General features: G+C 63.9%; 21 protein-coding genes. 17 read left to right on the forward strand and 4 right to left on the reverse strand.

Features of this window, described 5'->3' with window-relative positions; genetic code table 11:
• The first annotated feature begins 263 nt into the window (after positions 1-263).
• The 13 genes from V5F23_RS00885 (at position 264) to V5F23_RS00945 (ending at position 17,538) form a co-directional block, all read left to right on the forward strand.
• Complete coding sequence (locus V5F23_RS00885) at positions 264-1,613, forward strand: TolC family outer membrane protein (RefSeq protein WP_047736250.1); 1,350 nt, start codon at positions 264-266, stop codon at positions 1,611-1,613.
• Between the two features lie 36 nt (positions 1,614-1,649).
• Positions 1,650-3,806 (forward strand): type I secretion system permease/ATPase, encoded by a 2,157-nt coding sequence (locus V5F23_RS00890; RefSeq protein WP_042729578.1) that lies wholly within the window; start codon positions 1,650-1,652, stop codon positions 3,804-3,806.
• On the forward strand, positions 3,796-5,163 hold the full coding sequence (locus V5F23_RS00895; protein WP_042729577.1) for an HlyD family type I secretion periplasmic adaptor subunit: 1,368 nt from the start codon (positions 3,796-3,798) through the stop codon (positions 5,161-5,163). Before V5F23_RS00890 ends, V5F23_RS00895 begins: the two co-directional genes overlap by 11 nt.
• A 352-nt stretch (positions 5,164-5,515) precedes the next feature.
• A complete protein-coding gene (locus tag V5F23_RS00900) occupies positions 5,516-6,427 on the forward strand; it encodes a TauD/TfdA family dioxygenase (RefSeq protein ID WP_047736248.1) in 912 nt (303 codons plus the stop codon).
• A gap of 37 nt (positions 6,428-6,464) precedes the next feature.
• Positions 6,465-7,490, forward strand: a complete 1,026-nt coding sequence (locus V5F23_RS00905) for an ABC transporter substrate-binding protein (RefSeq protein WP_047736247.1) — start codon at positions 6,465-6,467, stop codon at positions 7,488-7,490.
• A gap of 5 nt (positions 7,491-7,495) precedes the next feature.
• The gene (locus V5F23_RS00910) at positions 7,496-8,356 is read left to right on the forward strand and encodes an ABC transporter ATP-binding protein (RefSeq protein ID WP_042729581.1); all 861 of its coding nucleotides are present in this window, start codon (positions 7,496-7,498) and stop codon (positions 8,354-8,356) included.
• A gap of 11 nt (positions 8,357-8,367) precedes the next feature.
• The gene (locus V5F23_RS00915; protein WP_042729574.1) at positions 8,368-9,234 is read left to right on the forward strand and encodes an ABC transporter permease; all 867 of its coding nucleotides are present in this window, start codon (positions 8,368-8,370) and stop codon (positions 9,232-9,234) included.
• A 150-nt stretch (positions 9,235-9,384) separates the two neighbouring features.
• Positions 9,385-9,861, forward strand: a complete 477-nt coding sequence (locus tag V5F23_RS00920; RefSeq protein ID WP_338497297.1) for a cell division protein — start codon at positions 9,385-9,387, stop codon at positions 9,859-9,861.
• On the forward strand, positions 9,854-12,328 hold the full coding sequence (locus V5F23_RS00925) for an alpha/beta hydrolase (protein ID WP_338497299.1): 2,475 nt from the start codon (positions 9,854-9,856) through the stop codon (positions 12,326-12,328). The genes V5F23_RS00920 and V5F23_RS00925 overlap by 8 nt, the downstream gene beginning before the upstream one ends.
• A gap of 50 nt (positions 12,329-12,378) precedes the next feature.
• Positions 12,379-13,299 carry a LysR family transcriptional regulator gene (locus V5F23_RS00930; protein ID WP_042729571.1) on the forward strand — a complete coding sequence of 307 codons (921 nt, stop codon included), beginning with the start codon at positions 12,379-12,381 and terminating at the stop codon, positions 13,297-13,299.
• Between the two features lie 139 nt (positions 13,300-13,438).
• Entirely contained in the window at positions 13,439-14,962 is a 1,524-nt protein-coding gene (locus tag V5F23_RS00935; protein ID WP_338474103.1) for an MFS transporter, read from the forward strand.
• Positions 14,963-14,977: 15 nt separating this feature from the next.
• A complete protein-coding gene (locus V5F23_RS00940; protein ID WP_338498842.1) occupies positions 14,978-16,048 on the forward strand; it encodes an HlyD family secretion protein in 1,071 nt (356 codons plus the stop codon).
• Entirely contained in the window at positions 16,045-17,538 is a 1,494-nt protein-coding gene (locus tag V5F23_RS00945; RefSeq protein WP_338497302.1) for an efflux transporter outer membrane subunit, read from the forward strand. The genes V5F23_RS00940 and V5F23_RS00945 overlap by 4 nt, the downstream gene beginning before the upstream one ends.
• On the opposite strand, the gene V5F23_RS00950 is transcribed toward V5F23_RS00945, so the two are convergent.
• Positions 17,519-18,208 (reverse strand): NYN domain-containing protein, encoded by a 690-nt coding sequence (locus tag V5F23_RS00950; RefSeq protein ID WP_338497304.1) that lies wholly within the window; start codon positions 18,206-18,208, stop codon positions 17,519-17,521. The two genes, V5F23_RS00945 and V5F23_RS00950, sit on opposite strands and share 20 nt — an antisense overlap.
• Positions 18,209-18,647: 439 nt before the next feature.
• Here V5F23_RS00950 and V5F23_RS00955 point away from each other — a divergent pair, with 439 nt between their 5' ends.
• From V5F23_RS00955 to V5F23_RS00970, 4 genes are read left to right on the forward strand one after another with little or no spacing between them, the layout of a single operon-like run.
• Positions 18,648-19,427 (forward strand): efflux RND transporter periplasmic adaptor subunit, encoded by a 780-nt coding sequence (locus V5F23_RS00955; RefSeq protein ID WP_042729566.1) that lies wholly within the window; start codon positions 18,648-18,650, stop codon positions 19,425-19,427.
• Positions 19,424-20,743, forward strand: coding sequence for an HlyD family efflux transporter periplasmic adaptor subunit (locus V5F23_RS00960; RefSeq protein WP_338497306.1), 1,320 nt, complete (start codon positions 19,424-19,426; stop codon positions 20,741-20,743). Before V5F23_RS00955 ends, V5F23_RS00960 begins: the two co-directional genes overlap by 4 nt.
• Position 20,744: 1 nt before the next feature.
• Positions 20,745-22,841, forward strand: a complete 2,097-nt coding sequence (locus V5F23_RS00965) for a biotin/lipoyl-binding protein (RefSeq protein WP_338474106.1) — start codon at positions 20,745-20,747, stop codon at positions 22,839-22,841.
• A gap of 9 nt (positions 22,842-22,850) precedes the next feature.
• Positions 22,851-23,342 (forward strand): GNAT family N-acetyltransferase, encoded by a 492-nt coding sequence (locus V5F23_RS00970; protein ID WP_042732400.1) that lies wholly within the window; start codon positions 22,851-22,853, stop codon positions 23,340-23,342.
• Between the two features lie 128 nt (positions 23,343-23,470).
• On the opposite strand, the gene V5F23_RS00975 is transcribed toward V5F23_RS00970, so the two are convergent.
• The 3 genes from V5F23_RS00975 to V5F23_RS00985 form a co-directional block, all read right to left on the reverse strand.
• Positions 23,471-24,058 (reverse strand): tail fiber protein, encoded by a 588-nt coding sequence (locus V5F23_RS00975; protein WP_042732399.1) that lies wholly within the window; start codon positions 24,056-24,058, stop codon positions 23,471-23,473.
• A 240-nt stretch (positions 24,059-24,298) separates the two neighbouring features.
• A complete protein-coding gene (locus V5F23_RS00980) occupies positions 24,299-24,610 on the reverse strand; it encodes a hypothetical protein (RefSeq protein ID WP_042732398.1) in 312 nt (103 codons plus the stop codon).
• A gap of 46 nt (positions 24,611-24,656) precedes the next feature.
• Entirely contained in the window at positions 24,657-25,244 is a 588-nt protein-coding gene (locus tag V5F23_RS00985; RefSeq protein ID WP_047736239.1) for a tail fiber protein, read from the reverse strand.
• Positions 25,245-25,307: the final 63 nt, after the last annotated feature.

Consider the following 25,307-nt stretch of genomic DNA (forward strand, 5'->3'; position numbering starts at 1 on the left):
TGTTTTGACGCTCTACTATGTCAATATTTTGGCTGGTTTTTTCGAGCTTTTTGTTTATGCCAAACTATTGACCTTATGCCGGCCATCCTAAACAATCGCTTCGGTAATGTCACATTGATATTTAAGCGGCGACCTGTTAATTCGGTGCACGATTCGTTTCCTGTTTCGAACTTTCCGACATACGGTCATTCCGGTTGCCATCATCCGATGCAGCGCCACGTTTCGCTGTGATCCACGACAAGAGTTTCAGGAAAAATCCCACCATGCGTTCGCCTCTGTTCAAGGCTTTACCCTTCGCCCTCGCCGCCAGTTTCGTACAAGCACAAACCTTGCCGCAGGCCATGCAACAGGCGCTGGATGTTCATCCTGAAATTCAGGCTGGCGTTAACAGTCGTCTTGCGGCGGACTATCAACTCAAGGCGGCCAAGGGCGGCTACCTGCCTAGAGTGGACCTTGCAGCCGGGTACGGTCGCGAAGGCACCGACAGCGTCACCACCCGCTCGGGCAGCAACAATCACTGGGAAACCCTGAACCGTAGCGAGTCGAGCCTGCGCCTGACGCAAATGGTTTTTGACGGTTTTGCGACGTCCAGCGAAGTGGGGCGTCAACAAGCCACCGTCAACGCCCGCGCGTATTCGCTGCTGGACACCTCCGAGCGCACCGGCCTGACCGTCGCCCAGGTGTACCTGGACGTGCTGACCCGCCGCGAATTCGTGCGCCTGGCCGAGGAAAACCTCAAGAGCCATGAGCGCATCTTCGACCAGATCAAGCTGCGCACCAGCCGTGGCGTAGGCAGTGGCGCCGACCTCGACCAGGCGGAAGCGCGCATGGCCCAGGCCCGCAACAACCTGATCACCGAGCAGACCAACCTGGCCGACGCCGAGACCAACTACCTCAGCGCCGTGGGCCAACTGCCCGACCAACTGGAGCGCCCCGCCGATTTTATGGCGCTGCTGCCGGCCAACCTCAACGAAGCCCGCAATCAGATGTTGGAAAACAGCCCGGTGCTGCGTTCGGCCGAGGCGGACATCGTTGCCACCGAGAAGCAGTACGAAGCCGCCAAGTCGAGCTTCTACCCTCGCTTCGACGCTGAGCTGGGCCGCACCGCCGACAACGACCTGGACGGCCAGAACGGCCACAACAATGAATGGCAGGCCATGCTGCGCATGCGCTTCAACCTGTATGCCGGCGGCAGCAACAAGGCTGACCTGGAATCCAAGTCGTACCTGTCCAACCAGGCCTTGGACATCCGCAACAACGCCCTGCGCCAGCTCAACGAAGAGTTGGGCCTGGCCTGGAACGCCATGAACAACGCCAATGCCCAGGTGCCGATCGCCCAGCAGTACGTGGACCGCAGCACCAGCGTGCGCACCGCCTATCAGAAGCAGTTCAGCCTCGGCGAGCGGACCCTGCTCGACTTGCTCGACAGCGAAAACGAGCTGTTCACCGCCTCCCGGCGCCTGGTGGAAATCAAGAACGTGCAGCTGTTCACCCAGTACCGGATCAAGGCGACCATGGGCCAGTTGCTCAAAAGTCAGGGGGTCGTCGCGCCGTTGGCATCGGTTGTGCAGAACGACGTGAAACCCAAGGTCCAGTTGCCTGGGATGAATTAAGCTCCCCATCCGTTTTAACCAGCAAGAGTGCCGAGCGTGGAATCAGAAGTCAGTCGAGTCGAACTCAGCCATGATCCGCGCACGCTGCACGATGACCCGTTGCTGGACGGTCTGCTGGCGCTTTGCATGCTGCACCAGAAGCCGGCCAGCGCGGCGATGCTCACCACCGGCTTGCCGTTGCCCAAGCAGCGCTTGAGCGTCGAATTATTGTCGCGCGCGGCGGCCCGTGCCGGTCTGCAAGGACGGGTGCTGCAACGCAAGCTCGACCAGATTCCGACCATTGCCATGCCGGCCCTGTTGTTGCTCAAGGACGGTCGAAGTGCCGTGCTGCTGGGCTGGGTCGGTGATGACCAGGCGCGCTTGCTGCTCAGCGAAAGCGATGGCGGCGAAGTGACCATCAGCCGCGAACTGCTGGCGGACGACTACAGCGGCAAGGTCTTCTTCGCGCAGCCGCAACATAAATTTGACGTGAACCACGGCACGCTGATCCCTCGGGCACGCTCCTGGTTTCGCGACACCCTCAAGCGATCCCGCTGGCTGTACGCCGATGCTATCGCCGCCAGCCTGCTGATCAACATCATTGCCATGGCCGCGCCGCTGTTCGTGATGAACGTCTACGACCGCGTCGTGCCGAACCAGGCCGAATCGACCCTGTGGGTACTGGCCGTGGGTATCACCGGCGCCTATCTGTTCGACCTGATCCTCAAGATGCTGCGCAGTTTGTGCCTGGACCTGGCCGGCAAGAAAACCGACCTGATCATCTCGGCCACGCTGTTCGAGCGCATCGTCGGCATGGCCATGAAATACCGCCCGGCGCGCGTCGGCAGCTTTGCCCAGAACATCCATGAGTTCCAGAGCCTGCGGGACTTCTTGGCCTCGCTGACGCTGACCAGCCTGATCGATTTGCCGTTCACCCTGCTGATCTTCCTGGTCATTGCGATTCTCGGCGGGCACCTGGTGTGGATCCCGGTGCTGGCGTTCCCGATTGCCCTGTTGATCGGCTATGCGTTGCAGAAGCCGCTGGTGGCGACCATGGAGCGGACCATGGCCCTGGGCGCCGAGCGTCAGTCCAGCCTGATCGAAACCCTGGCCGGCCTGGACGCCGTGAAGGTCAACAACGCCGAGAGCGAGCGCCAGTACCAGTGGGAACAGACCATCGGAACCCTGAGCCGCCTCGAACTGCGGGTGAAGATGCTGTCCGGCCTGGCGATGAACATCACCTTGCTGATCCAGCAACTGGCCGGTGTGATCATGATCATCTTCGGCGTCTACCAGATCATCGCCGGCAACCTGAGCATGGGCGGCCTGATCGCCTGCTACATGCTCAGCGGCCGCGCCCTCAGCCCGCTGGCGTCGTTGTCGGGCCTGCTGACCCGCTACCAGCAGGCGCGGGTCACCATGACCTCGGTCGACCAGATGATGGAGCTGCCCCAGGAGCGCAATTTCGAAGAGCGGCCGCTGAGCCGCAAGGTCCTGCAGGGCGCCATCGAATGCCGCCAACTGGATTTCACCTACCCGAACCAGCAGAACCCGGCGCTGAAGAACATTAACCTGGTGATCAAGCCCGGCGAGAAGATCGGCATCATCGGCCGCAGCGGCTCGGGCAAGAGTTCCCTGGCGAAGTTGCTGGTGGGCCTGTACCAGCCCGATGCCGGTGCGTTGCTGGTGGACGGCGTGGACATCCGCCAGATCGACGTCAGTGAGCTGCGCTACAACGTCGGCTACGTGCCCCAGGACATCCAGTTATTGGCCGGCACCCTGCGTGACAACCTGACCTCCGGCGCCCGCTACGTGGAAGACGAGCTGGTGCTGCAGGCCGCCGAGCTGGCGGGCGTGCACGAGTTCGCGCGCCTGCATCCGCAGGGCTACGAGCTGCAAGTGGGGGAGCGCGGGCAGAACCTGTCCGGCGGCCAGCGCCAGAACGTCGCCCTGGCTCGGGCGTTGCTGCTCAACCCGCCCATCCTGCTGTTGGACGAACCCACCAGTGCCATGGACAACACCGGTGAAGAACGCCTCAAGCAGCGTCTGGCCGCCGTGGTGGAAAACAAGACGGTGCTGCTGGTCACGCACCGGGCATCGCTGCTGTCGCTGGTGGATCGCCTGTTGGTGATCGACCGCGGGCAGATCCTGGCCGACGGCCCGAAAGCGGTCGTGATGGAAGCGTTGAAGAAGGGGCAGATCAGTGTTGCTTAAATCGGGTTTCAAGGAGTCTGTCGGCCGTTACTTCAAAGGCTCGGCGTCGTTGCAGGGCCAGCCTCTGCCGGAGGTCAACAAGGCCCTGATCGAAGACGCCCCGCGGGTGGTGCGCCTGACGATCTGGGGGATCATCGGCTTCTTCGTGTTCCTGATGGTGTGGGCCAACTTCGCCGTGCTCGACGAGGTGACCAAGGGCGACGGCAAGGCGATTCCGTCGTCCAAGATCCAGAAAATCCAGAACCTGGAGGGCGGTATTGTCGCCGAGCTGTTCGTCAAGGAAGGGCAGATCGTCGAGGCCGGCGCGCCGTTGATTCGCCTGGATGACACACGGTTTGTCTCCAACGTCGGGGAAACCGAGGCCGATCGCTTGTCCATGCTGCTGCGGGTCGAGCGCTTGAGCGCCGAAGTCGACGACCGACCGCTGAATTTCCCGGCCGATGTGCTCAAGGCCGTGCCCGGCCAGGCCGCCAGTGAGGAGTCGCTGTACATCAGTCGGCGCCAACAGTTGCACGACGAGATCGGCGGCTTGCAGGAACAGCTGGTCCAGCGCCAACAGGAGCTGCGCGAGTTCGTGTCCAAGCAGGCCCAGTACCGCTCCGGCCTGGCGCTGCAACGCCAGGAAATCAACATGTCCGAGCCGCTGGTGGCCCAGGGCGCGGTCTCCCCGGTGGAAGTGCTGCGGCTCAAGCGTGCGGAAGTCGAAACCCGTGGGCAACTGGACGCGACGACGCTGGCGATCCCCCGTGCCGAATCGGCGATCAAGGAAGTGCAGCGCAAGATCGACGAGACCCGCGGCAAATTCCGCAGTGAGGCCCTGACCCAGCTCAACGAGGCGCGCACCGACCTGAACAAGGCCCAGGCCACCGGCAAGGCACTGGAGGACCGGGTCAGCCGGACCCTGGTCACCTCGCCTGTGCGGGGCATCGTCAACAAGATGCTGGTGAACACCATCGGTGGGGTGATCCAGCCCGGCAGCGACCTGGTGGAAATCGTGCCGCTGGACGACACCATCCTGGTGGAAGCGAAAATCCGTCCCCAAGACATCGCCTTCCTGCACCCCGGCCAGGACGCCACGGTGAAATTCACCGCCTACGACTACACCATCTACGGCGGCCTGAAAGCCAAGCTGGAACAGATCGGTGCCGACACCATCACCGATGAAGACAAGAAAACCACCTACTACATCATCAAGCTGCGCACCGAACGCAGCCACCTGGGCACCGATGAAAAGCCCCTGCTGATCATCCCCGGCATGGTGGCCTCGGTGGACATCATCACCGGCAAGAAAACCGTGCTCAGCTACCTGCTCAAGCCCATCATCAAGGCCCGGGCCGAGGCGTTGCACGAGCGATAGACGCTTGTCTGTCTGGATGAAGGCAGGATCGCTTTTTGTGGCGTCCACTTCTGAGTAGCTCCACATTCTTGTGGGAGCGGGCTTGCTCGCGAATGCGGTGTATCAGTCGACATAGATGTCACCGGCAGATTGCGTTCGCGAGCGAGCCCGCTCCCACAGGTTTTATGTGTTAACCAAAACTCCATATCGTTATTCGTTAACGGTATTTAAATTTCAATTCTTATAGCTATAAAGTCACTCCCCTGCGTACCTGCCGACCAATCGGCGCGCCGCACGACACGAACCGACACGGCAACGCCGTGAGTTTTGATCGACGCGCGCCATTGAAGCGCGCTGTGCGTGGGAGTGATGTATGCCAGCCGTTTCCTATTCTCCGGATCACCTTGCTTCAAGTGCCGCCGACATCGCGCCGCAGGCCTTCGATATCCGCCCGTTCGGCGACAGCGTCGGGGCCGAAATCGTCGGCCTGGACCTGTCCCGGCCGCTCAACGACCGCGACTTTGCCCGCATCCATCGCGCCCACCTGGATCACCACGTGGTGGTGTTTCGCGACCAGCACATCACCCCCGAACAACACATCGCCTTCAGCCGTCGCTTTGGCGTGCTGCAGATCCATGTGCTCAAGCAGTTTTTACTGGCCGGGCACCCGGAAATCCTGATCGTCTCCAACATCATCGAAAACGGCCAATCCATCGGCCTCGGCGATGCCGGCAAGTTCTGGCATTCCGACCTCTCTTATAAAGAACTGCCCAGCCTGGGCTCGATGCTGCATGCCCAGGAATTGCCGAGCGAGGGCGGCGACACGTTGTTCGCCGACATGCACAAAGCCTGGGAGGGCTTGCCCGAGGCCTTGCGCAAGGCCGTGGAAGGCCGTTCGGCGGCGCACTCCTACACGGCGCGCTACAGCGAGAGCAAGTTCGAAGGCAACTGGCGCCCGACGCTCACCCCGGAACAACTGGCCCAGGTCGCCGAAGTGGTGCACCCCATCGTGCGCACCCACCCGGAAACCGGGCGCAAGGCGTTGTTCGTCAGCGAGGGCTTCACCACCCGTATCGTCGGCCTGCCGGAGGATGAAAGCGCCGCGCTGCTGGCCGAACTGTATGCCCACAGCGTGCGGCCCCAGAACATCTATCGCCACCAATGGCAGCCCCATGACCTGGTGTTCTGGGACAACCGTTCGCTGATTCATCTGGCCGCCGGTTGCCCGAGCCATCTGCGTCGCAAGTTGTACCGCACCACCATCCAGGGCGATGCCCCTTTCTGATCGGCCGCGCCTCGCGCAAACAGCCCGGAGAATCACCATGTCCAAACGCATTGCCTTTGCACCGCTGGCCGCCGCCATCGGCCTGGGTTTCAGCCTGCTGGCCGGCAGCCTGGTGGCGCCCGCCAGCGCCCAGGCCGAGGGCGAGATTCGCATCGCCGAGCAGTTCGGCATCGTTTACCTGCTGCTGAACGTGGTCCGCGATCAGCAGTTGATCGAGAAGTACGGCAAGCAGGAAGGCCTCGACATCAAGGTCGATTGGACCCAGTTGTCCGGCGGCGCGGCGGTCAACGACGCGTTGCTGTCGGGCTCCATCGACATCGCCGGGGCTGGCGTCGGGCCGCTGCTGACGATCTGGGACCGCACGCGCGGCAAGCAGAACGTCAAGGCCGTGGCTTCGCTGGGCAACTTTCCCTATTACCTGTTGAGCAACAACCCCAAGGTCAAGACCATCGCCGACTTCACCGAGCACGACCGCATCGCGGTGCCGGCGGTGGGGGTGTCGGTGCAGTCGCGCTTCCTGCAATACGCCGCCGCCAAGCAATGGGGCGACAAGGAGTTCAATCGCCTCGACAAGTACACCCTGGCCGTGCCGCACCCGGACGCCACGGCGGCGCTGATTGCCGGCGGGACGGAATTGACCGGGCACTTCTCCAACCCGCCGTTCCAGGACCAGGCCCTGCAGAACCCCAATGTTCACGTGGTGCTCAATTCCTATGATGTGCTCGGGCCGAACTCGCCCACCGTGCTGTTCGCCACGGAAAAATTCCGCGATGAAAACCCCAAGACCTACAAGGCGTTTATCCAGGCCCTGACGGAAGCGGCGGCGTTCGCCCAGAAGGATAAAGAGGGGGCGGCGGATACGTATCTGCGCGTCACCCAGGCCAAGATCGACCGGGCCACGTTGCTGAAGATCATCGAGAATCCGCAGATCGAATTCACCGTCACGCCGAAGAACACCTACCCGCTGGCGGAGTTCCTCTACCGTGTCGGCGCGATCAAGCACAAGCCGGCGTCGTGGGAAGACTACTTCTTCCAGGACGCCCAGCCGTTGCAAGGGAGTTGATGGTCATGAACGCCCCCCTGCAAGGCCACGCGGCCAGCAACCTCAGTCGCACCGATGCGGCATTGCTCTCGGTGGACAGCGTCAGCCTCGAATACCGCACGCCACAACGGGTGGTGCGGGCGACGCACCAGGTGAGTTTCGAGGTCGACCCGGCGGACCGGTTCGTCCTGCTCGGCCCGTCCGGTTGCGGCAAGTCCACGCTGCTCAAGGCCGTTGGCGGCTTCATCGCGCCTTGCGAGGGCGAGATTCGCTTGCAGGGGCAACGCGTCAGCGCTCCGGGGCCGGATCGAATCGTGGTGTTCCAGGAGTTCGACCAGTTGCCGCCGTGGAAAACCGTCAAGCAGAACGTGATGTTCGCGTTGCTGGCGTCCCATACCCTCAAGCGCCGCGAGGCCGAGGAGCGAGCGTTGCACTATCTGGACAAGGTCGGGCTGGCGGCATTCGCTGATGCCTACCCACATACGTTGTCCGGGGGCATGAAAGCCCGGGTCGCCATTGCCCGGGCATTGGCGATGCAACCGAAAATCCTGCTGATGGACGAGCCCTTCGCCGCCCTCGATGCCCTGACCCGACGCAAGATGCAGGAAGAATTGCTGCTGCTCTGGGAGGAGGTGCGTTTCACCCTGCTGTTCGTTACGCATTCGATCGAGGAAGCGCTGGTGGTGGGCAACCGGATCCTGTTGTTGTCGCCCCATCCGGGCCGCGTACGGGCAGAAATCCACAGCCATCAGTACGACCTGCACAGCCTCGGGGGTGGGGCGTTCCAGCACACGGCGCGGCGGATCCACTCGCTGTTGTTCGAACCGGGCCAGTCGCCGCAGACCGAGCGTGAGCTGGATTTCGCCGACATTCGCATCGCGTACTGAGGGAAGCGTCCATGAACCATCTATCGCCTGTGCGCGAAGAATACGAAGTCGACCTGCAACCCTTGACCCACATCCCGCTGGAGCGGGCCTTGCCGTTGAGGCAGCGCCTCTGGCAGCAGGGGTGGTTGCGCAAAAGCCTGATTTTGCTGTTGCTGGCGGTGCTCTGGGAAAGCGTGGCCCGCTACCAGAACAACGACCTGCTGCTGCCGGGGTTCCTGCAAACCGCCAGCGCGCTGTACGGGGGCCTGGTCAGCGGCGAGCTGCTGGGCAAGGTCTGGATTTCCCTGGTGGTACTGCTCAAGGGCTATCTGCTGGGCATTGTCCTGGCGTTCGGCCTGACCACCCTGGCGGTGTCGACTCAACTGGGCCGCGACCTGCTCAGCACGTTGACGTCGATGTTCAACCCGCTGCCGGCCATTGCCCTGTTGCCATTGGCGTTGCTGTGGTTTGGCCTGGGGCAGAACAGCCTGATTTTCGTCCTGGTGCACTCGGTGCTGTGGGCGTTGGCGGTGAACATGTACGCAGGCTTTCTCGGGGTGTCCGACACCTTGCGCATGGCCGGGCGCAACTATGGGCTCAAGGGTCTGCGCTTCGTGCTGTTCATCCTGATTCCGGCGGCGCTGCCGTCGATCCTCGCCGGGTTGAAGATCGGCTGGGCCTTCGCCTGGCGCACGCTGATCGCCGCCGAACTGGTGTTCGGCGCCACCAGCGGCAAGGGCGGCCTGGGCTGGTACATCTTCCAGAACCGTAACGAGCTGTACACCGACAAGGTCTTCGCCGGGCTGGCGGTGGTGATCCTGATCGGCTTGCTGGTGGAAAACCTGGTCTTCGACAGCTTGGAACGGGTGACGGTCAAGCGTTGGGGGATGCAGCGTTGAGCGGTGCTGGCGAGCTGTTCGGATAAGCATTCCGGGCTTGGGCGACCGCCTTCGCACAGGTTTATTTATCGGCCGCCCCCCGTCGGCCGGGTAAAGCCCCGGCCTTTTCCTTTAGACTTGCAGCCCTCAAGCACGCCTTCGGGACACGGAATGCCAAGCCCTCGCCACACCCTTCGCAAAGCCCTGATCGCCTGGCTGTATGCCTTGGCGCTGTTGCATCTGCTCGCCGGTTTCATGCTGAGTTGGGCCGGGCATTCGGGCGTGTTCGATGACTATTTGCTCACCCTCGAACAAGCGTTCTGGGCCTCTGACGCGGCGCCTGCGGCGGCCAGGGCGCAGCAGGTCTGGTGGCTGGCGTTGTTCGGCGCGACGTTGCAGAGCTATGCCCTGTACATGCTCGCCCTGGTGCACATCGGCCATCGCATGAAACGCGCCGCGCCCTGGGGCTGGATCATCGCCGGCATCCTGCTCTGGGCGCCCCAGGACATGTTGATCTCCGCCCAGGCACGGATGTGGTCGCACCTGTGGCTCGATGGCGTGGCATTGCTCCTGCTGCTGCCGCCGCTGCTCTGGCTTTATCGCCACGACGGCAACGGCTGTGCAGCCCGGGAGGCCAGCCATGGTTGATCTGGCATCCGCAGGCAAGCCGTTGATGTACCTGCTGGCGGGTAACGGCAGCGCCGCCGATTGGTGGGATGACGTGCTCCCGTATTTTGCGCACTACCAGGTGGTGCCGCTGGAGTTGCCCGGTTTCGGTGACAACCCACAGGCGCCCTGCGAAGACCTGGCCGCCTACGCCGAGGCTTTGTTGGCGATGACGGCCAGGGGCAGCGCGATCACCGCGGTCGGGGTGAATGCGTTGTTGGTGCTGCACGCCTTGCAACGTCAGCCCGGGCACTTCCAGCGCAGCGTATTGCTGGCGCCGGTGGGGGCGTTCCTGTGGCAACGGCGCCTGCCGGCACTGATGTCGCCATTGCCGGTGCGCAAAACCATCCATTGGTTGCTGGCGAACAAACCGACGCTGTTTGCACGCAAATTCTCCAACCGGCCCTGGACGCCTGCGCAATACCGACGCATGGGCGCTGGCTACGCCCGCTGCCGAGCCTTCGTGCCGCACTGGGACCTGGTGCGGGCGGACACCGCGTTGCCGCTGCTGGAATGGATCACCGACCCGGTCGAGTTGGTCTGGGGCGACCAGGACAACATGCTGGGTGTCGAGCAGGCGGCGGCCTGGTCGGCGATTCTCGCCCGCGCCGACCTGACCATCAGCCTGAAGCCAGGCTGGGGCCATTACCCCTGGATCGACGCGCCGGCCGATTTCGCCGCCTGGCTGGAGTCGGGCGCCCGTGGGTTTGTCGCGCACACCAAGGGCGGGCGTTTGCGCCTGGCTGCGTTGGCCGGGCAAGCGGTGCCGCCAGCGCTGACCCTCAATGAGTGCCACGACCCGCGCCTGCCGGCGTTTCTGGCCAGCCAAGCGCACGCCACGTGGGCGGTCCGCTCGTCCAGTTATGGCGAGGATCAAGCCGATGCGGCGAACGCCGGCCTGAGCAGTACGTTCCTGCGCGAGCCGGCGAGCCAGGTGCCGGGGCGCATCGCTGAGTTGACGGCGATGGGCGTCGAGGAAGTGGTGGTGCAACGCTTCATCACGCCGCAGCTGTCCGGAATCGCTTTCGTGCGTCACCTGGCGGTCGAGCTGGAGTGGGTCGAGGGGCATCTCGAGTCGTTGGCCGATGGTCAGGTGAGCCCCCGGCGTGCAGTCATTTCCCGCCTGGGAGCGGCCTGGAACTGCGGTGCGTTCGAGCCCACCCACGGTCTTGACGCCGACCTGTTGTGGCGCTTCCTGCAAGGTGTGCTGCGGGTTTTCCACTACGTGCCCGGTGACATCGAATGGGCCTGGGACGGCCAGCAACTCTGGCTGTTGCAATACCGCCCGATCAGTGATTACGGCTGGCGTCGGCACCTGACCGCGGCCAACATCGCCGAAATTCTGCCGCCCCAACCCAGCGTGTTGGTGGAGTATGCCCAGCGTCGTGCGGCGGCGAGCATCCCGGCGATCATGGCGCGTTGGGATGCACGGGTGTTGCAAGACAACGAGCCTTTCACGGCCGTGTTTGGCGGCGCGTCGTACATCAACAATGACTTGTTTCTCGCCCGACTGGCCGACTGGGGTATCCGTTCCAGCAGCTACGCGGGGGAGGTCGGCGGGGCGACCCCGCGGTTGTCCTGGCGACCGGTGCGCCTGGTCCGATCACTGCCGTTGTTCCTGCGCATGCAGCACGTGGCCCGTGGGCACCTGTTGACGCTCGAAGCCGGTTTGCGCCGTTTCGATCATGAGCTTGCGCAACTGGCCGGGCAGGGCGCCGGAGGTCAGTCACTGGCCGATTGGTTCACCCGCTTCTATGTGTTCGTGGTGCAGGGCAACCTGTGCATCGCCACGGCATTGGCCAGCAGCGGTGGCGCCTGGCTCGGCCGGCCACCCACCGCCTATGACAACCTCGAGTCCGCCCCGCATCGGTTGCCCTGGGAAACCGACCCGGCCACGCCGCGTCCGGCCCCGACCGAGCTGCCCTTGCAAGCCTTTCCCCATTGGTCCCTGCCCGTACGCCTGGCGCATTCGGCGGGGCTGCCGGGGTTGCGTGGCTACTATCTGCAAGTGCGCGAATGGTACCGCGACAACCTGATGCGAATGTTCTTTCGCCTGCACCACGCCATGCCGCTGGCTGACCGCGCCCATTGGTTCGCGCCGCACCCGGACATTCGCAGTCGTGACGGCAGTTTTTGGCAGGACGGTCGCGAGGGCACCGAGCAGGCAGCGGGCTTCTTGATCTACCCGGGCCAGGCACAAGGCATCCTGGGCGCGGACATCCTGCTGGAAGACACCCTGGACCCCGGTCGCCACGCGCACTATCAGCGTGCCCGGGCCGTGATCGCGCGCATGGGCGGTCGCCTGTCCCACGGTTCGACCTTGTTGCGCGAACTGCGCAAGCCTTCGGCGGTACTGCCTCAGGTGGATGCCACGTGGCTCGGGCGGGAGGTGGTGTACCGCGACGGTGAGTTGACCTTGTTGGACGAGTCGCCAGCGGCCGGGGGGTGATCTGCTAGCATTGCGTCTGGATCAATGTTGATCTGTCACGAGTGCTCAGCATGCAACTCCCGGACATGAACCTGCTGGTCGCCCTCGATGCCCTGCTCGACGAGGGCAGCGTGGTCGGTGCGGCGCGACGGATGAACCTGAGCCCTGCCGCCATGAGCCGTACCTTGACGCGAATCCGCGAGGCCGTGGGTGACCCGATCCTGGTGCGCGCCGGCCGTGGGCTGGTGCCGACACCCAAGGCCCAGGCCCTGCGCGAGCAGGTGCGTGACGTGGTGGAGCAGGCGGCGCTGGTCTTCCGTTCGGCCGATGCGGTGGACCTGAGCACCTTGCGGCGGCGTTTCAATGTCCGGGCCAACGACTTCTTCGTCGGCGTCTATGGCGGCAAGTTGTTCGACACCCTCGAACGCAAGGCCCCGCATTGCGAGCTGCGCTATGTCCCGGAAGGCGACGGCGATGATGAGGCGCTGCGTGAGGGGCGGATCGACCTGAGCATCAGCAACACCCGGCCAGTGATGCCGGAAGTGAAGGTGCAGAACCTGTTTTCCACCCACTTCGTGGGCCTGGTGCGCGAAGACCATCCCTTGCTCGATGGCGAGATCACCGCTGAGCGGTTCGCCGGGTTTTCCCACATCAGCACCTCCCGCCGCGGCATTGCCCGCGGCCCCATCGACACCGCGCTCAACGCGTTGGGGCTGGAGCGGCGGGTGGCGGTCATCGCGCCGAGCTTTCATGCGGCCATGTTCGCCTTGCCCGATTCGGACCTGATCCTGCCGGTGCCCAAGGAAGCGTTGCTGAGCGTCAGGCGCCTGGGGCTGCACCTGCGCTCCTTCACGCTGCCGGTCCCGTTGCCCACGCTCATGCTGACCCAGGCCTGGCACCCGCGCTACGATAACGACCCGGCCCACCGCTGGCTGCGCGAAACCCTCAAGGCCTGTTGCGACGAGACCTGGCTGGAAGCGCAGACGGGTTGATCGCCAGGCTTTGACTTTGGTGGCAGAGGGTTTCAATTGCTGCGTTAAACGCACTTATAAACTGCCAATAAGTCACTTTTTGTCAGCACTGCGGCTTTTTAAACTGCTCCGGTATTTCTCACTGGAGTGTTAACCCCCAATGACATCCCTCACAACCACGGCGCTACCGACGGCAGCGGCCGCGCCGCCGGCGTTCGGCCCGAGGATCGTCATCGGCCTGGTGGGCGTGTTGCTGGCGGTGCTGGTGTCGGGGCTGAACGAGATGGTCACCAAGGTGGCCCTGGCCGATATCCGCGGAGCCATGGCCATCGGGTATGACGAAGGCACCTGGGTGGTGGCGTGCTACGCCGCGACGTCAGTGGCCGCCATGGCCTTCGCGCCCTGGTGCTCGGTGACCTTCTCGCTGCGCCGTTTCACGCTGTGGGCCATCAGCCTGTTCACCCTGCTGGGTGCGCTGTGCCCGTTTGCGCCGGACTACGAAAGCCTGCTGGTGATGCGCACCCTGCAAGGGCTGGCCGGCGGTGCATTGCCACCCATGCTGATGACCGTCGCCCTGCGCTTTCTGCCGCCGGGCGTGAAGCTCTACGGCCTGGCCGGCTACGCCTTGACCGCCACGTTCGGACCTGGCCTGGGCACGCCCTTGGCCGGCCTGTGGACCGAGTACCTCGGCTGGCAATGGACCTTCTGGCAGATCATCGTGCCTTGCCTGATTGCCATGGCCGCGGTGGCCTATGGTTTGCCCCAGGACCCGCCGCGCCTGGAGCGCCTCAAGCAATTCAACTGGCGAGGCCTGCTACTGGGTTTTCCGGCGATCTGCATGCTGGTGATCGGCATCCTGCAGGGCAACCGGCTCGACTGGTTCGAGTCGAGCCTGATCTGCACCTTGCTCGGTGGCGGGCTGGTGTTGCTGGTGCTGTTCCTGGTCAACGAGTGGTCGCAGCCGGTGCCGTTCTTCAAGTTGCAGATGCTCGGCATCCGCAACCTGGCCTTCGCCCTGATGACCCTGGCGGGTGTGTTGGTGGTGCTGCTGGCGGTGATCATCATTCCGTCCAGCTACCTGGCCCAGGTCCAGGGCTATCGTCCGGTCCAGACCGCTCCGGTGATGTTGTTGATGGCGCTGCCGCAGTTGCTCGCACTGCCGTTGGTGGCGGCGCTGTGCAATCTTCGCTGGGTCGATTGCCGCTGGGTGTTGGGCCTGGGCCTGGGCCTGTTGGCACTGTCCTGCCTGGGGGGTTCGCAGCTGACGTCGGCCTGGATCCGTGACGATTTCTACGTCTTGCAACTGTTGCAGATCTTCGGCCAGCCCATGGCGGTGCTGCCGCTGCTGATGCTGTCCACCGGGAGTATTTCTCCCCTCGAAGGCCCGTTCGCTTCGGCGTGGTTCAACACGGTCAAGGGCCTGGCGGCGGTGATCGCCACGGGCGTGTTGGACGCGTTGACCACCGCACGCCTGCATTTTCATTCGACGATGCTGGTGGACAGCCTCGGCAACGCCCCGCTGGTGGACAACGACAGCGCCGGGCTTGCCCATCGCCTGCACCAGCAGGCGGTGGTGCTGACCTCTTCCGATCTTTACCTGTGCATGGCGGGCGTCGCGCTCGCCTTGATCCTGCTTATTTTCTGGTTGCCGACGCGGATCTATCCGCCTCGTGCGCCGCGCTGAATCCTGAAGGTTTCCATCATGACTCAACTGAAAAAGCCCATAGCCCTGACCCTCGCGGCAACCCTCGTGCTCGGCGGGCTGACTTATCTGCTGGCACCGGGGCTGTTCGGTAAACGCGTGCAGCAGAGCACCAACGATGCCTTTGTTTCGGCGGACTACACCCTGGTGGTGCCGCGCGTTGCCGGTTTCATCAAAGAAGTGCTGGTGCAAGACAATCAGCAGGTCAAGGCCGGGCAACTGTTGGCCCTGATCGACGACCGCGACTTGCACGCCGCTGCCCAGGCCGCCGACGCGCAGACCCTGGTTGCCCGCGCCCAGCTGGAAAACGCGCGGGCGACACTGGAGCGCCAGGCGTCGGTGATTGCCCAGGCCCAAGCCAATGTGGTCGCGGCCAAGGCGCAGATGGCCTTTGCCGAACATGAGCGCAATCGTTATCAACACCTGGCCGGCGTAGGGGCCGGTACCGTGCAGAACGCCCAACAGGCCCAGACCCGGATCGACCAGGCCACCGCGCAGTTGGCGAGAGCCACGGCGGTGTTGGCGGCCGAACGCAAGCAGGTGGAGATTCTCACGGCCCAGCGTGACGCCGCCGAAGGTGGGTTGAAACGCGCCCAGGCGGCGTTGGAAATCGCCAGTTTTGAACTGTCGTACACCCGCATCGTGGCGCCCCAGGACGGCATGGTCGGCGAACGCGCGGTGCGGGTTGGTGCCTACGTGACGCCGGGCAGCAAGCTGTTGGCGGTGGTGCCGCTGGCCCAGGCCTATGTGGTGGGCAACTTCCAGGAAACCCAGCTCACCGATGTGCAGCCGGGCCAGCGGGTGAGCGTGCGGGTCGACAGCTTCGGCGGGCAAGCGTTGCTGGGCCGTGTGCAGAGCATTGCCCCGGCGACCGGCGTGACGTTCGCGGCGGTCAAGCCGGACAACGCCACCGGCAACTTCACCAAGGTGGTCCAGCGCATCCCGGTAAAGATTGTCCTGGACCCGGACCAGCCGCTGGCGCAGCGGTTGCGGGTGGGCATGTCGGTGGAAGCGAGTATCGATACCGCCCGTTCGGAGGGTGATGGGCGGGAGGTGGCGCAGCGATGAAATCGAGCCCCTTAGTCGCCCTGTGGCGAGGGAGCAAGCTCCCTCGCCACACAGGCCTGCTGGTCTGTGTGGCATCGGCGCTATGCGCCTGCACTGTCGGCCCGGACTTCCAGCGCCCCGTGGCACCCTCGCCGTCTCAATGGGCAACGCCGGCCAACGCCGCTGCCAGCCAGGTGGTCACCACGGACATGAGCGAGCGTTGGTGGGAGGTCTTCGATGACCCGGTGCTGTCGGCGCTAACCCGTCGTGCCGTGGCCGATAACCTCGACCTGAAACTTGCCGGCAGTCGCTTGCAGCAGAGTCGCGCGGCCCGCCAGGTCATCACCTCGGCGCAGTACCCCAACACCGCCGCCACCGGCAGTTATGGCCGTAAACGCAACAGCGGTGAAGGGCTCAATGACCCGTCGGGCCACAACGGCGATTCGGCTTTCAACCTGTGGGACGCGGGCTTTTCCGCGGCGTGGGAGCTGGATGTGTGGGGCCGGGTACGGCGTGAGGCCGAAGCGGCGGATGCCAACCTGGAGGTCGCGCGGGACGACCGTCGCGGTGTGCTGTTGGCGGTACTCGCCGAAACGGCTCACGACTACCTGCAACTGCGGGGTGTGCAGAGCACCCGGGCGGTCACCGAGCAGAACCTCGACGTGGCCCGCCACAGCCTGAAGCTCACCCAATTGCGCCTGGCCGATGGGGTCGCCACGGATCTGGACGTGGCCGAAGCGGCGGCCCAGGTCGCGGCCATCGAAGCGCGGCTGCCGACGTTGCAGCAGCGCCAAGCTCAACTGATCAATGCTCTCAGCCTGTTGATGGGCCAGCCTCCGCAAGCGTTGCAGGCCGAACTCGCCGCCGACGCACCGGTGCCCCAGGCGCCTCGCCAGGTCGCCATCGGCCTGCCCTCCCAGTTGGCTGAGCGGCGCCCGGACATCCGCCAGGCCGAGGCCCGGCTGCATGCCGCCACCGCAAGCATTGGCGTGGCCAAGGGCGATTTCTACCCGCGCATCACCTTGTCGGGCAACCTGGGCTCCCAAGCCATGCAACTCAGTGATTTCGGTTCCTGGGGCTCCCGTGCGTTCGGCATCGGCCCGCAGTTCAACCTGCCGTTGTTCGACGGTGGACGCCTGCGCGGCATGCTGCAGTTGCGCGAGGCCCAGCAGCAGGAAGCGGCGGTCGCCTACCAGCAGACCGTGCTCAAGGCCTGGCATGAAATCGATGACCAACTGAGCGCCTACAACGCCAGCCAGCTGCGTCGCGACAGCCTCGCCGAAGCCGTGCGCCAGAACCAGATCGCCTTGCGCACCGCGCAGCAGCAATACGTGGAAGGCGTGGTGGACTTCGTCACCGTCCTCACGGTCCAGGGCGCGCTGTTGGCCACCCAGGAGCAACTGGTGGAAAGCGCCACGGGCGTGTCGTTGGCGATGGTCGGGTTGTACAAGGCGCTGGGTGGGGGATGGGAGTCGGTGTATCCGGCGGGCGCTACCAATAATCCGGCTTGATGGCCGGCGCCTTGCGCGTGGGGACCCGGTCGGGGAACTGGTGGGATTGAAGCTCGTCGCAAGTGACGACGCGGCGCATCCAGTGGGCGTGTTCTCTCAAGGAGCCTGGCGCAAGGCGCTTGGAGCCGGTTCGGTAGGGAAGCACGACGCCGACTCTCAAATGGGGAAAGTCTTCTCGAATAGCTCGCAGTGCGGGCGCCATATCAGTGTCGCCCGATACCAGCACAAGCTGTTCGATACGCTGGTGCTTGGGCAGTGCTTTTTGTCTGGATGCCGTGCGATACATGCTGATTGCGATGTGGACATCGGTTTCCTTTTCTTCAAGCTTCCAGATAGCAACGGTGTCTTGGCGTGAAGCACTGATCTTTTTGCTGACGAAGCGGGGGGCGTTGGCACGCTCGAGCTGGTGACGTCCATAGTGGACAGTAACCTGATTGGCCTTTAATGCGCGGACATAAGCGTCCTGAGCCTCTTTGGATACGATTCCACGCGTTGCCAGTTCCGGTTTGACGGAGGACGTGAAGTAGTCGAGTGAAGAAAATGAACTGTGTGGATTCTCGACGCGGGCTATGTGTATCAGTAGCTGCGTAAGGTTCAGCCATTTATAGGGCGTACCGGCGAGCAGCCCATAAAAAACGTTATAGCCGTCAACAAAAAAAGCGGTACGCACAAGCTCAATCCCCAGAAACGAAAAAACCGGCCGAAGCCGGTGTTTTCACCCCAACGGCCAGCGAATTTAATCGCTGCGTACGAGGTTGAGCAGTGGACGAATCCTAATCCCAGGGTGTTCGTGCGTCAACCGTGGATAGGAAAGCTGCGGCACCGGCGGTTTGAGAGTTGTGTGCTTTTATGGCTTGAGGGCAAGGCGTTTTTGAACCGATTTGGCTAAGTGTATTTCAGGGCTTTTCCGTGTAAGTGACAGTGGCTGATGATTTGAGTAGTCCATCCTGCCTGGCTGATTTTGAGGAGTGTATCTGCCTAAATCCTTGTGGGGTTTGATACCTGCCGGTGTCAGTAAAAAAGCCGGCACCTTTTATCCCCAACTCCAGCCTTTTTGAAACCAGAGATTTCTTCTAGACTCCGCCCATCCGTCAGGGAGTAAAACGGTCATGCGGCGTTTGAGTAGTTGGGTTGTGGGATTGACCTTTGTAGCGTGCGGCGTTCAGGCGCAGACGCCTGATGCAGGCGATCCGTTGCTCGAGAGCAACGCGGCGGCCAGTGCACCGGCTGGCAATGAGGCGCGTGGGGTGCTTCGGGCGCGGGATCAGGCGGTGCTGGCGAGTGAATTGGCCGGGCGTATTGTCGAGTTGCCATTCAGTGAGGGCGAGTCGTTCAAGAAGGGCGATACCCTGGCGCGGTTCGATTGCTCGGCCTATCAGGCCCAGCTCAATGCGGCCCAGGCGGCCAGCCGTGGGGCCAACGAAGAGTTGGCGCATAACCGGCAACTGGAGGCATTGAAGTCGGTCGGGCGTTTCGAAGTGTCGCGGGCCGAGGCCCGGGTCAGCGAGGCGCAGGCGCAGTCCCAGGTGTACCAGGTACAGGTCAAGCGTTGCAGTGTCATCGCACCGTTCGACGGCCAGGTGGTGACGCGCAAGGTCCAGCGTTATGAAAGCGTGGCGGCCGGCGCGCCGTTGCTGGATGTGGTCGACAACCGCACCCTGGAAATCCATCTGCTGGTGCCGTCGCGCTGGATGGACCGGCTCAAGCCCGGCCAGCCGTTCACCTTCATCCCCGATGAAACCGGCAAGCCGTTGCAGGCCACGGTCAAGCGCCTGGGCGCGCGCATCGACGAGGGCAGCCAGACCTTGCTGTTGGTGGCGAGCGTGCCGGATGCCAGCGGCTTATTGTCCGGCATGAGCGGTACGGCGCGTTTTGCGGAGCCCAAGTGAACGCGCCGATAACGGGCAGCACCGAGCAGGTGTTCGCCCGCTTTCTCGACCTTGAGCGCCAGACGCGGGCAGCCCGCACCCCGGCGCAGTTGAGCTACAGCCTGGTCAACGACGGCCAGGCGTTGTTCGGGTTTCGCCATGCCGCGCTCTTGATTGCCGGCAAGGTGCACGCGGTGACGGGCGTCAGTGCCGTGGAGCCCAACGCGCCGTTCGTGGCGTTCGTCGAGCAGGCGGTGGCCCAGTTGTTCAAGCAGGGGCTACTGAACCAGGCCCGGGTGATCGCCGCCGACGGTGTCAGTGAATCCATCCGCGCGGATTGGCGCAGCCTGTCGGCCGGGCAGGTGTTCTGGCTGCCGTTGGTCGATCATCAGGGCCAGGTGTTCGGCGGCTTGTGGCTGGCCCGCGACTTGCCGTGGACCCCGTCTGAACAAGTGCTCTTGTCGCAACTGGGCGACACCTACAGCCATGCCTGGCTGGCTTTGCAACCGCGCAAGCCGTGGCGCCTGCGCTGGACGCGCAAGCGCCAGGTGGCGCTGGTCGCGGTGCTGTTGCTGGGCCTGCTGATCCCGGTGCGCCAATCGGTCCTGGCCCCGGCCGAAGTGGTGCCGCTGGGCGGACAAGTGGTGGCGGCACCGTTGGACGGCGTGATCGCCGAGTTCATGGTCAAGCCCAACCAGGCCGTGAAGAATGGCGACCTGTTGTTGCGTTTCGAAAGCACCAGCCTCAAGGCCCAGGCCGATGTTGCCGAGCGGGCATTGGGGGTGGCCGAAGCGGAGCTCAAGGCCAATTCCCAGCGCTCGTTTGCCGATGCAGAGTCCAGTTCCAAGGTGGACCTGTTGGCCGCCCGTGTCGAACAGAAACGGGCCGAACGCAACTATGCGATGGAGCTGCTCAAGCGCAGCGAGGTACGTGCCGAGCGCGACGGTATTGCCGTGTTTGCCGATGCCGAGCGCTGGCTCGGCAAGCCGGTGCAGACCGGCGAGCGGCTGATGGAAATTGCCGATCCGAACCAGGCCGAGTTGCGCATCGAGCTGGCGGTGGGCGATGCGATTGCCTTGGAGCCCGGCGCACAAGTGGCGCTGTTTCTCGACAGCGATCCGTTGCAGCGGCACCTGGCCTGGCTCGAGCGTTCGGCCTATGAAGCGCAGCCCACGGCGGGCGGCCAACTGGCTTACCGACTGGATGCGCGCTTCGACGCCACGGCGCCGCGCATCGGCCTGCGGGGTACGGCCAAGGTCTTTGGCGAACGCGCCCCGTTGGCCTTGTACCTGTTGCGTCGACCACTGGCCGGGCTGCGCCAGGGCGTAGGCCTGTAGCATGGACCTGCCGAGCCTGCGGCCAGACTTGCAATTGTCCCCGGCGGCTCCAGACCCTGACGGTTCGCCGCAATGGACCCTGGCCGACCCGGTGCGTGGGCGTTATTTCAAGCTGGGTGCGGCGGCGATGCGCATGTTGCGGCATTGGTCCCTGGGCGACCCGGAGCGGGTGCTGCAAGCGGCGAATCGCGAGCCGGGCCTGCCCCTCAACGGTGAGTCGCTGGAACAGTTGCTGGGTTTTCTGCGGGGCCATGATCTGATCAGCGCGATGGACCCGCAACAGCGCGACAGCTACCTGTTCAAGACAGCGGCCCGGCGCCAGAGCCTGTGGCAGGTGCTGCTGCACCAATACCTGTTTTTCCGGATTCCGCTGTGGCGCCCGGACGCCTTCCTCAATCGTGCCTGGCCCTGGCTGGCACGCTTTGGGCCCAAGCTCTTGCGTTATGGGCTGCCGCTGACCCTGGGGCTGGGCATTTTCCTGGTGTCGCGCGATTGGCAGCGGTTCCTGGCGACCTTTCCGCACCTGTTCAGCCTGGGCGGCGCATTGGCGTTCGGCGCGGCGTTGTTTTTTGCCAAGCTGTGCCATGAGTTCGGCCATGCGTTCATGGCCAAGCGCGCCGGTTGTCGGGTGCAGAGCATGGGCGTGGCGTTCATGGTGCTGTTGCCGATGTTCTATACCGATGTCAGCGACGCCTGGCGGATCAATGACCGGCGGGCGCGGTTGTTGATCGGCGCCGGTGGCGTATTGGCCGAATTGCTGCTGGCGTGCATCGCCCTGCTGGCCTGGTCGCTGTTGCCCGACGGGCCGGCACGCACCGCCGCGTTCATGTTGGCCAGCGCCACCTGGATCACCACGCTGGTGATCAACTTGAATCCCTTCATGCGCTTCGACGGGTATTTCCTGCTCAGTGATTTCTGGGCGGTGGATAATCTCCAGGGGCGTGCATTCGCCCTGTGTCGCTGGCGCTTGCGCGAAGCCTTGTTCGGCTATGGCGTGGCGGCCCCGGAACCCTGGTCGCCGAAGATGCGCCGTCGCTTGCTGGTCTGGGGATATGGCTCGTGGTTATGGCGGGCGGCGTTGTTTTTCGGCATTGCCCTGGCGGTCTATCACCTGTTTTTCAAGGTGCTGGGCATTTTCCTGATGATGGTGGAATTGGTCTGGTTCATTTTTATGCCCATCGTGAATGAGTGGCGGCAATGGTGGAGTCGCCGTGAACAGGCCCACGGGCCGCGGGTGCTATTGAGCGGCCTGGTCTTGCTCGCGCTGGTGCTGGCGTTGCTGCTGCCCTGGCGCAGCGCCGTGGAGGTGCCGGCGATGCTCGAAGCCGGGCGCGCCAGTGCGTTGTATGCGCCGGTGGCGGCGCGGGTCAAACAGGTGAATGTGCGCGACGGCCAGACCGTGGCCCAAGGCGACGTGCTGATTGAACTGGAGTCGCCGGACATGGCTTCGCGCCTGGTCATCGTGCGTCGGGAAATCGAGATCCAGCAGTTGCAGATGCGTCGTCAGGCCGGACGCAGCGAGACCGCCGCCGATGCCGGCATCGTCGAGCAGCAGTTGGCCGAAGCGGTGGCGGAGTACCGGGGCCTGGTCGCCCAGCGCGAGCGCCTGTTGCTGCGTGCGCCTCATGCCGGCCAGGTGCGCGACCTGCTGCCGCAACTTTCGGTGGGGCGCTGGCTGTCGCCCACGCAACCGCTGGCGCGGGTGGTGCAGACCGATTCTCGCTTGCGTGGGTACCTGACCGAGGCCGAGCTGTGGCGAGTCAGTGCCGGTGCCACGGGGCGGTTCATTGCCGACGATCCGATGCACCCTTCAATTGCCGTGCAACTGGATGAGATCGACACCAATGGCGTGGCCTGGGTCGAGCAGCAGGCGCTGACCTCCGATCATCACGGACCGATTGCGGTGCGCCGTGATTCGCAGCAGCGGGCCGAGCCAGTGCAGGCCCAGTACGGCGTGCGCTTGAGCGCGGTCGAGGACGGGGTTGCGCCGCTGCAACCGCTGCGTGGCGTGGTGGTGTTGCAGGGGCATGGCGAGTCGGTGCTGGGAGCGGCTTGGCGCCGGTTGGCGGCGCTGGGTGTGAGGGAAAGCGGATTTTAAGGAGCGAACATGAATTCAGTGGCGGCAGACGGATTGGTGGTGCGGCCATCGCGGGTCAGCGATGGTCCGTTCCTGCAGCGTCTTTACCAGGCGGCGCGTCCGGATTTGCAATGGATCGACGGCGAGCACGAGCAAGTGCAGCAGGTGATCGCCCAGCAGTTCCAGGTGCAGGAACAGGGCCTGGGGGAGAACTTTCCCAATGCCATGCATTACGTGGTGGAGAAGCTCGGCACCGCCATCGGCGCCCTGAGCACGGATTTTGGCCCGAATGAAATCCGCGTGCTGTACCTGGCCTTCATCCCCCAGGCGCGGGGGCAGGGTTACGGCAGGACGGTGCTGCAAGGGGTGCAGAAAGCCGCGCAACACATCCGCTGCCCGGTGGCCACCGTGGTCTGGACCAGCAACCCCCATGCCCGGCGGCACTACCTGGCGCTGGGCTTCGAGGTGCAAGAGCGCAGCCCGGCGGCTGAGCGGCTGGTGTGGTATCCGAAAGGCGACTGACAAAAACACCGACTTCTGTGGGAGCGGGCTTGCTCGCGAAAGCGGAGTGTCAGTCACCAGATTTTTATCTGAACCACCGCATTCGCGAGCAAGCCCGTTCCCACAAAAAGCACAGCTTTGCGGCGGCCTCAGTTACGCGAAGGGAAGAGCCCGTTCAAGGCGATGCTGAAGTTGATGGCCAGGAACGGGTTCATGATCGCCATCGGCAGGCCATTGCCCGTCGGGGCCACCGTTCCGCTGACCGTGGTGGTCACGCCTTTGAGCGGCACCGGTGTGGCGCCGACCTGGTCGGAATAGATATTCGCCGCACCCGGCCCGGTGCCCGAGGTGCCAATGAACGAATTGGTGGGCGTGGGCGCGTTCGCCGGGTTGCTGGCCGGGTTCGCCAACTGCACGGTGGTGGCAGCGGTGATGCCCGTGAGGGTGTGGGTGTGGGTGGGCAGGTTGTTCAGGGTCGCGGTGACGTTTTCGGTGCCGGAGACCTCGCCGATGACCCGCGGGGTCAGGCCCAGCCCGTTGCCCTGGCCCATCGGCAGGCGACCTTGCAGGTTGGGGAGCATGAAGTTGGTCTGGCCGTTGCCGCCGTAATAGGTGCCCAGCAGCGAGAACAGCGCCTGGTACTGCGAAATGGCGAGCGTCTGTCCATTGCACAACGCCCAGCCACTGGGTGCGAAGTTAAAGGCAAAAGACTGGATAGTGCCCATGAATACTTCCATAAATTCCTCATCCCTCAGGTTATTGGTCTGGTGTGGCCAGAGAAGAAGATTGCGTTCAGCCCGATTCCCTGTTCCCTGGCCTGATCACGCACGGCTTAGCGTAGACGCGGTTGTGGCACTCTGCCGGCGGCCTTGGCGGATCGCTGCAAGACCTGTGTACACCACAGATCCCACAGGGTTGCCCCCAACGCTAGTGGCCTGTGTGGCTAATTCGTTTACTCAAATTAACCGTACAGGCCACTAGTTGAACGCGATGTAGTAATAGCCCCGCGTGGGGTCACGGCCCATGGGGGGCACCCGTGACACGAACACCCCTTCGAGCCGGCCCAGTTCGGGCACGTCCAGCGCACACAGGCCATCGACGAACTCGGTGGCTTCCAGGCTGTTGAACGCCACGCTGAACGGCATGCGCTCGGTGTTCGGCATCTTGGCCCTGGGGGTTTGATCGAGGGTCTCGAACTGTATGGGCAGGCAACTGCCGTCGGGCAGGGTCAGGCGGCTGGTCTGGCCCAGCAAGGGTTGGAAATGGTGGCTATGAACCGCTTGCAGCATGTCGATACTCCAACGGACCGCCGGGCCATGGCCCGGCGGTAGGTCATCAATTGCGGGACGGGAAGTAACCTTGGAGGGCGATGCTGAAGTTGATCGCCAGGAACGGGTTCATGATCGCCATCGGCAGGCCATTGCCCGTCGGGGCCACCGTTCCGCTGACCGTGGTGGTCACGCCTTTGAGCGGTACCGGTGAGGCGCCGACCTGGTCGGAATAGATATTCGCCGCGCCGGGCCCGGTGCCCGAGGTGCCAATGAACGAATTGGTGGCCGTCGGCGTGTTCGCCGGGTTGCTGGCCGGGTTCGCCAGTTGCACGGTGGTGGCGGCGGTGATGGCCGTGAGGGCGTGGGTGTGGTTGGGCAGGTTGTTCAGAGTCGCCGTGACATTCTCGGTGCCGGCGATGGTGCCGATGACCCGTGGCGTCAGGCCCAGGCCATTGCCCTGGCCCATGGGCAGGCGGCCTTGCAGGTTGGGCAACTGGAAGGTGGTCTGGCCATTCCCCCCGTACGTCACGCCGATCAGGGCAAACAGTGTCTGGTACTGGGCCAGACTGAGCGTCTGCCCGTTGCACAGGGCCCAGTCCCTGGGGGCGAAGTTAAAAGCGAAGGGTTGGATAGTCCCGATGAATACTTCCATAAATGCCTCATTCCTCAGGTGATTGGTCTGGCGTGTGCCCGCCAGGCTGGGGAAGGGAGCGAT

The organism is Pseudomonas sp. WP18, assembly GCF_036689585.1.
Taxonomy (GTDB): Bacteria; Pseudomonadota; Gammaproteobacteria; order Pseudomonadales; family Pseudomonadaceae; genus Aquipseudomonas; species Aquipseudomonas chlororaphis_E.

Bases quoted from the DNA above. Each gene is read 5' to 3' on its own strand.
- V5F23_RS00945 (WP_338497302.1), top strand. From the start codon at position 16,045: ATGAAATCGAGCCCCTTAGTCGCCCTGTGGCGAGGGAGCAAGCTCCCT.
- V5F23_RS00955 (WP_042729566.1), top strand. From the start codon at position 18,648: ATGCGGCGTTTGAGTAGTTGGGTTGTGGGATTGACCTTTGTAGCGTGC.
- V5F23_RS00920 (WP_338497297.1), top strand. From the start codon at position 9,385: ATGCCAAGCCCTCGCCACACCCTTCGCAAAGCCCTGATCGCCTGGCTG.
- V5F23_RS00935 (WP_338474103.1), top strand. From the start codon at position 13,439: ATGACATCCCTCACAACCACGGCGCTACCGACGGCAGCGGCCGCGCCG.
- V5F23_RS00905 (WP_047736247.1), top strand. From the start codon at position 6,465: ATGTCCAAACGCATTGCCTTTGCACCGCTGGCCGCCGCCATCGGCCTG.
- V5F23_RS00970 (WP_042732400.1), top strand. From the start codon at position 22,851: ATGAATTCAGTGGCGGCAGACGGATTGGTGGTGCGGCCATCGCGGGTC.
- V5F23_RS00915 (WP_042729574.1), top strand. From the start codon at position 8,368: ATGAACCATCTATCGCCTGTGCGCGAAGAATACGAAGTCGACCTGCAA.
- V5F23_RS00930 (WP_042729571.1), top strand. From the start codon at position 12,379: ATGCAACTCCCGGACATGAACCTGCTGGTCGCCCTCGATGCCCTGCTC.
- V5F23_RS00980 (WP_042732398.1), bottom strand. From the start codon at position 24,610: ATGCTGCAAGCGGTTCATAGCCACCATTTCCAACCCTTGCTGGGCCAG.
- V5F23_RS00965 (WP_338474106.1), top strand. From the start codon at position 20,745: ATGGACCTGCCGAGCCTGCGGCCAGACTTGCAATTGTCCCCGGCGGCT.
- V5F23_RS00985 (WP_047736239.1), bottom strand. From the start codon at position 25,244: ATGGAAGTATTCATCGGGACTATCCAACCCTTCGCTTTTAACTTCGCC.
- V5F23_RS00900 (WP_047736248.1), top strand. From the start codon at position 5,516: ATGCCAGCCGTTTCCTATTCTCCGGATCACCTTGCTTCAAGTGCCGCC.
- V5F23_RS00925 (WP_338497299.1), top strand. From the start codon at position 9,854: ATGGTTGATCTGGCATCCGCAGGCAAGCCGTTGATGTACCTGCTGGCG.
- V5F23_RS00910 (WP_042729581.1), top strand. From the start codon at position 7,496: ATGAACGCCCCCCTGCAAGGCCACGCGGCCAGCAACCTCAGTCGCACC.
- V5F23_RS00975 (WP_042732399.1), bottom strand. From the start codon at position 24,058: ATGGAAGTATTCATGGGCACTATCCAGTCTTTTGCCTTTAACTTCGCA.
- V5F23_RS00885 (WP_047736250.1), top strand. From the start codon at position 264: ATGCGTTCGCCTCTGTTCAAGGCTTTACCCTTCGCCCTCGCCGCCAGT.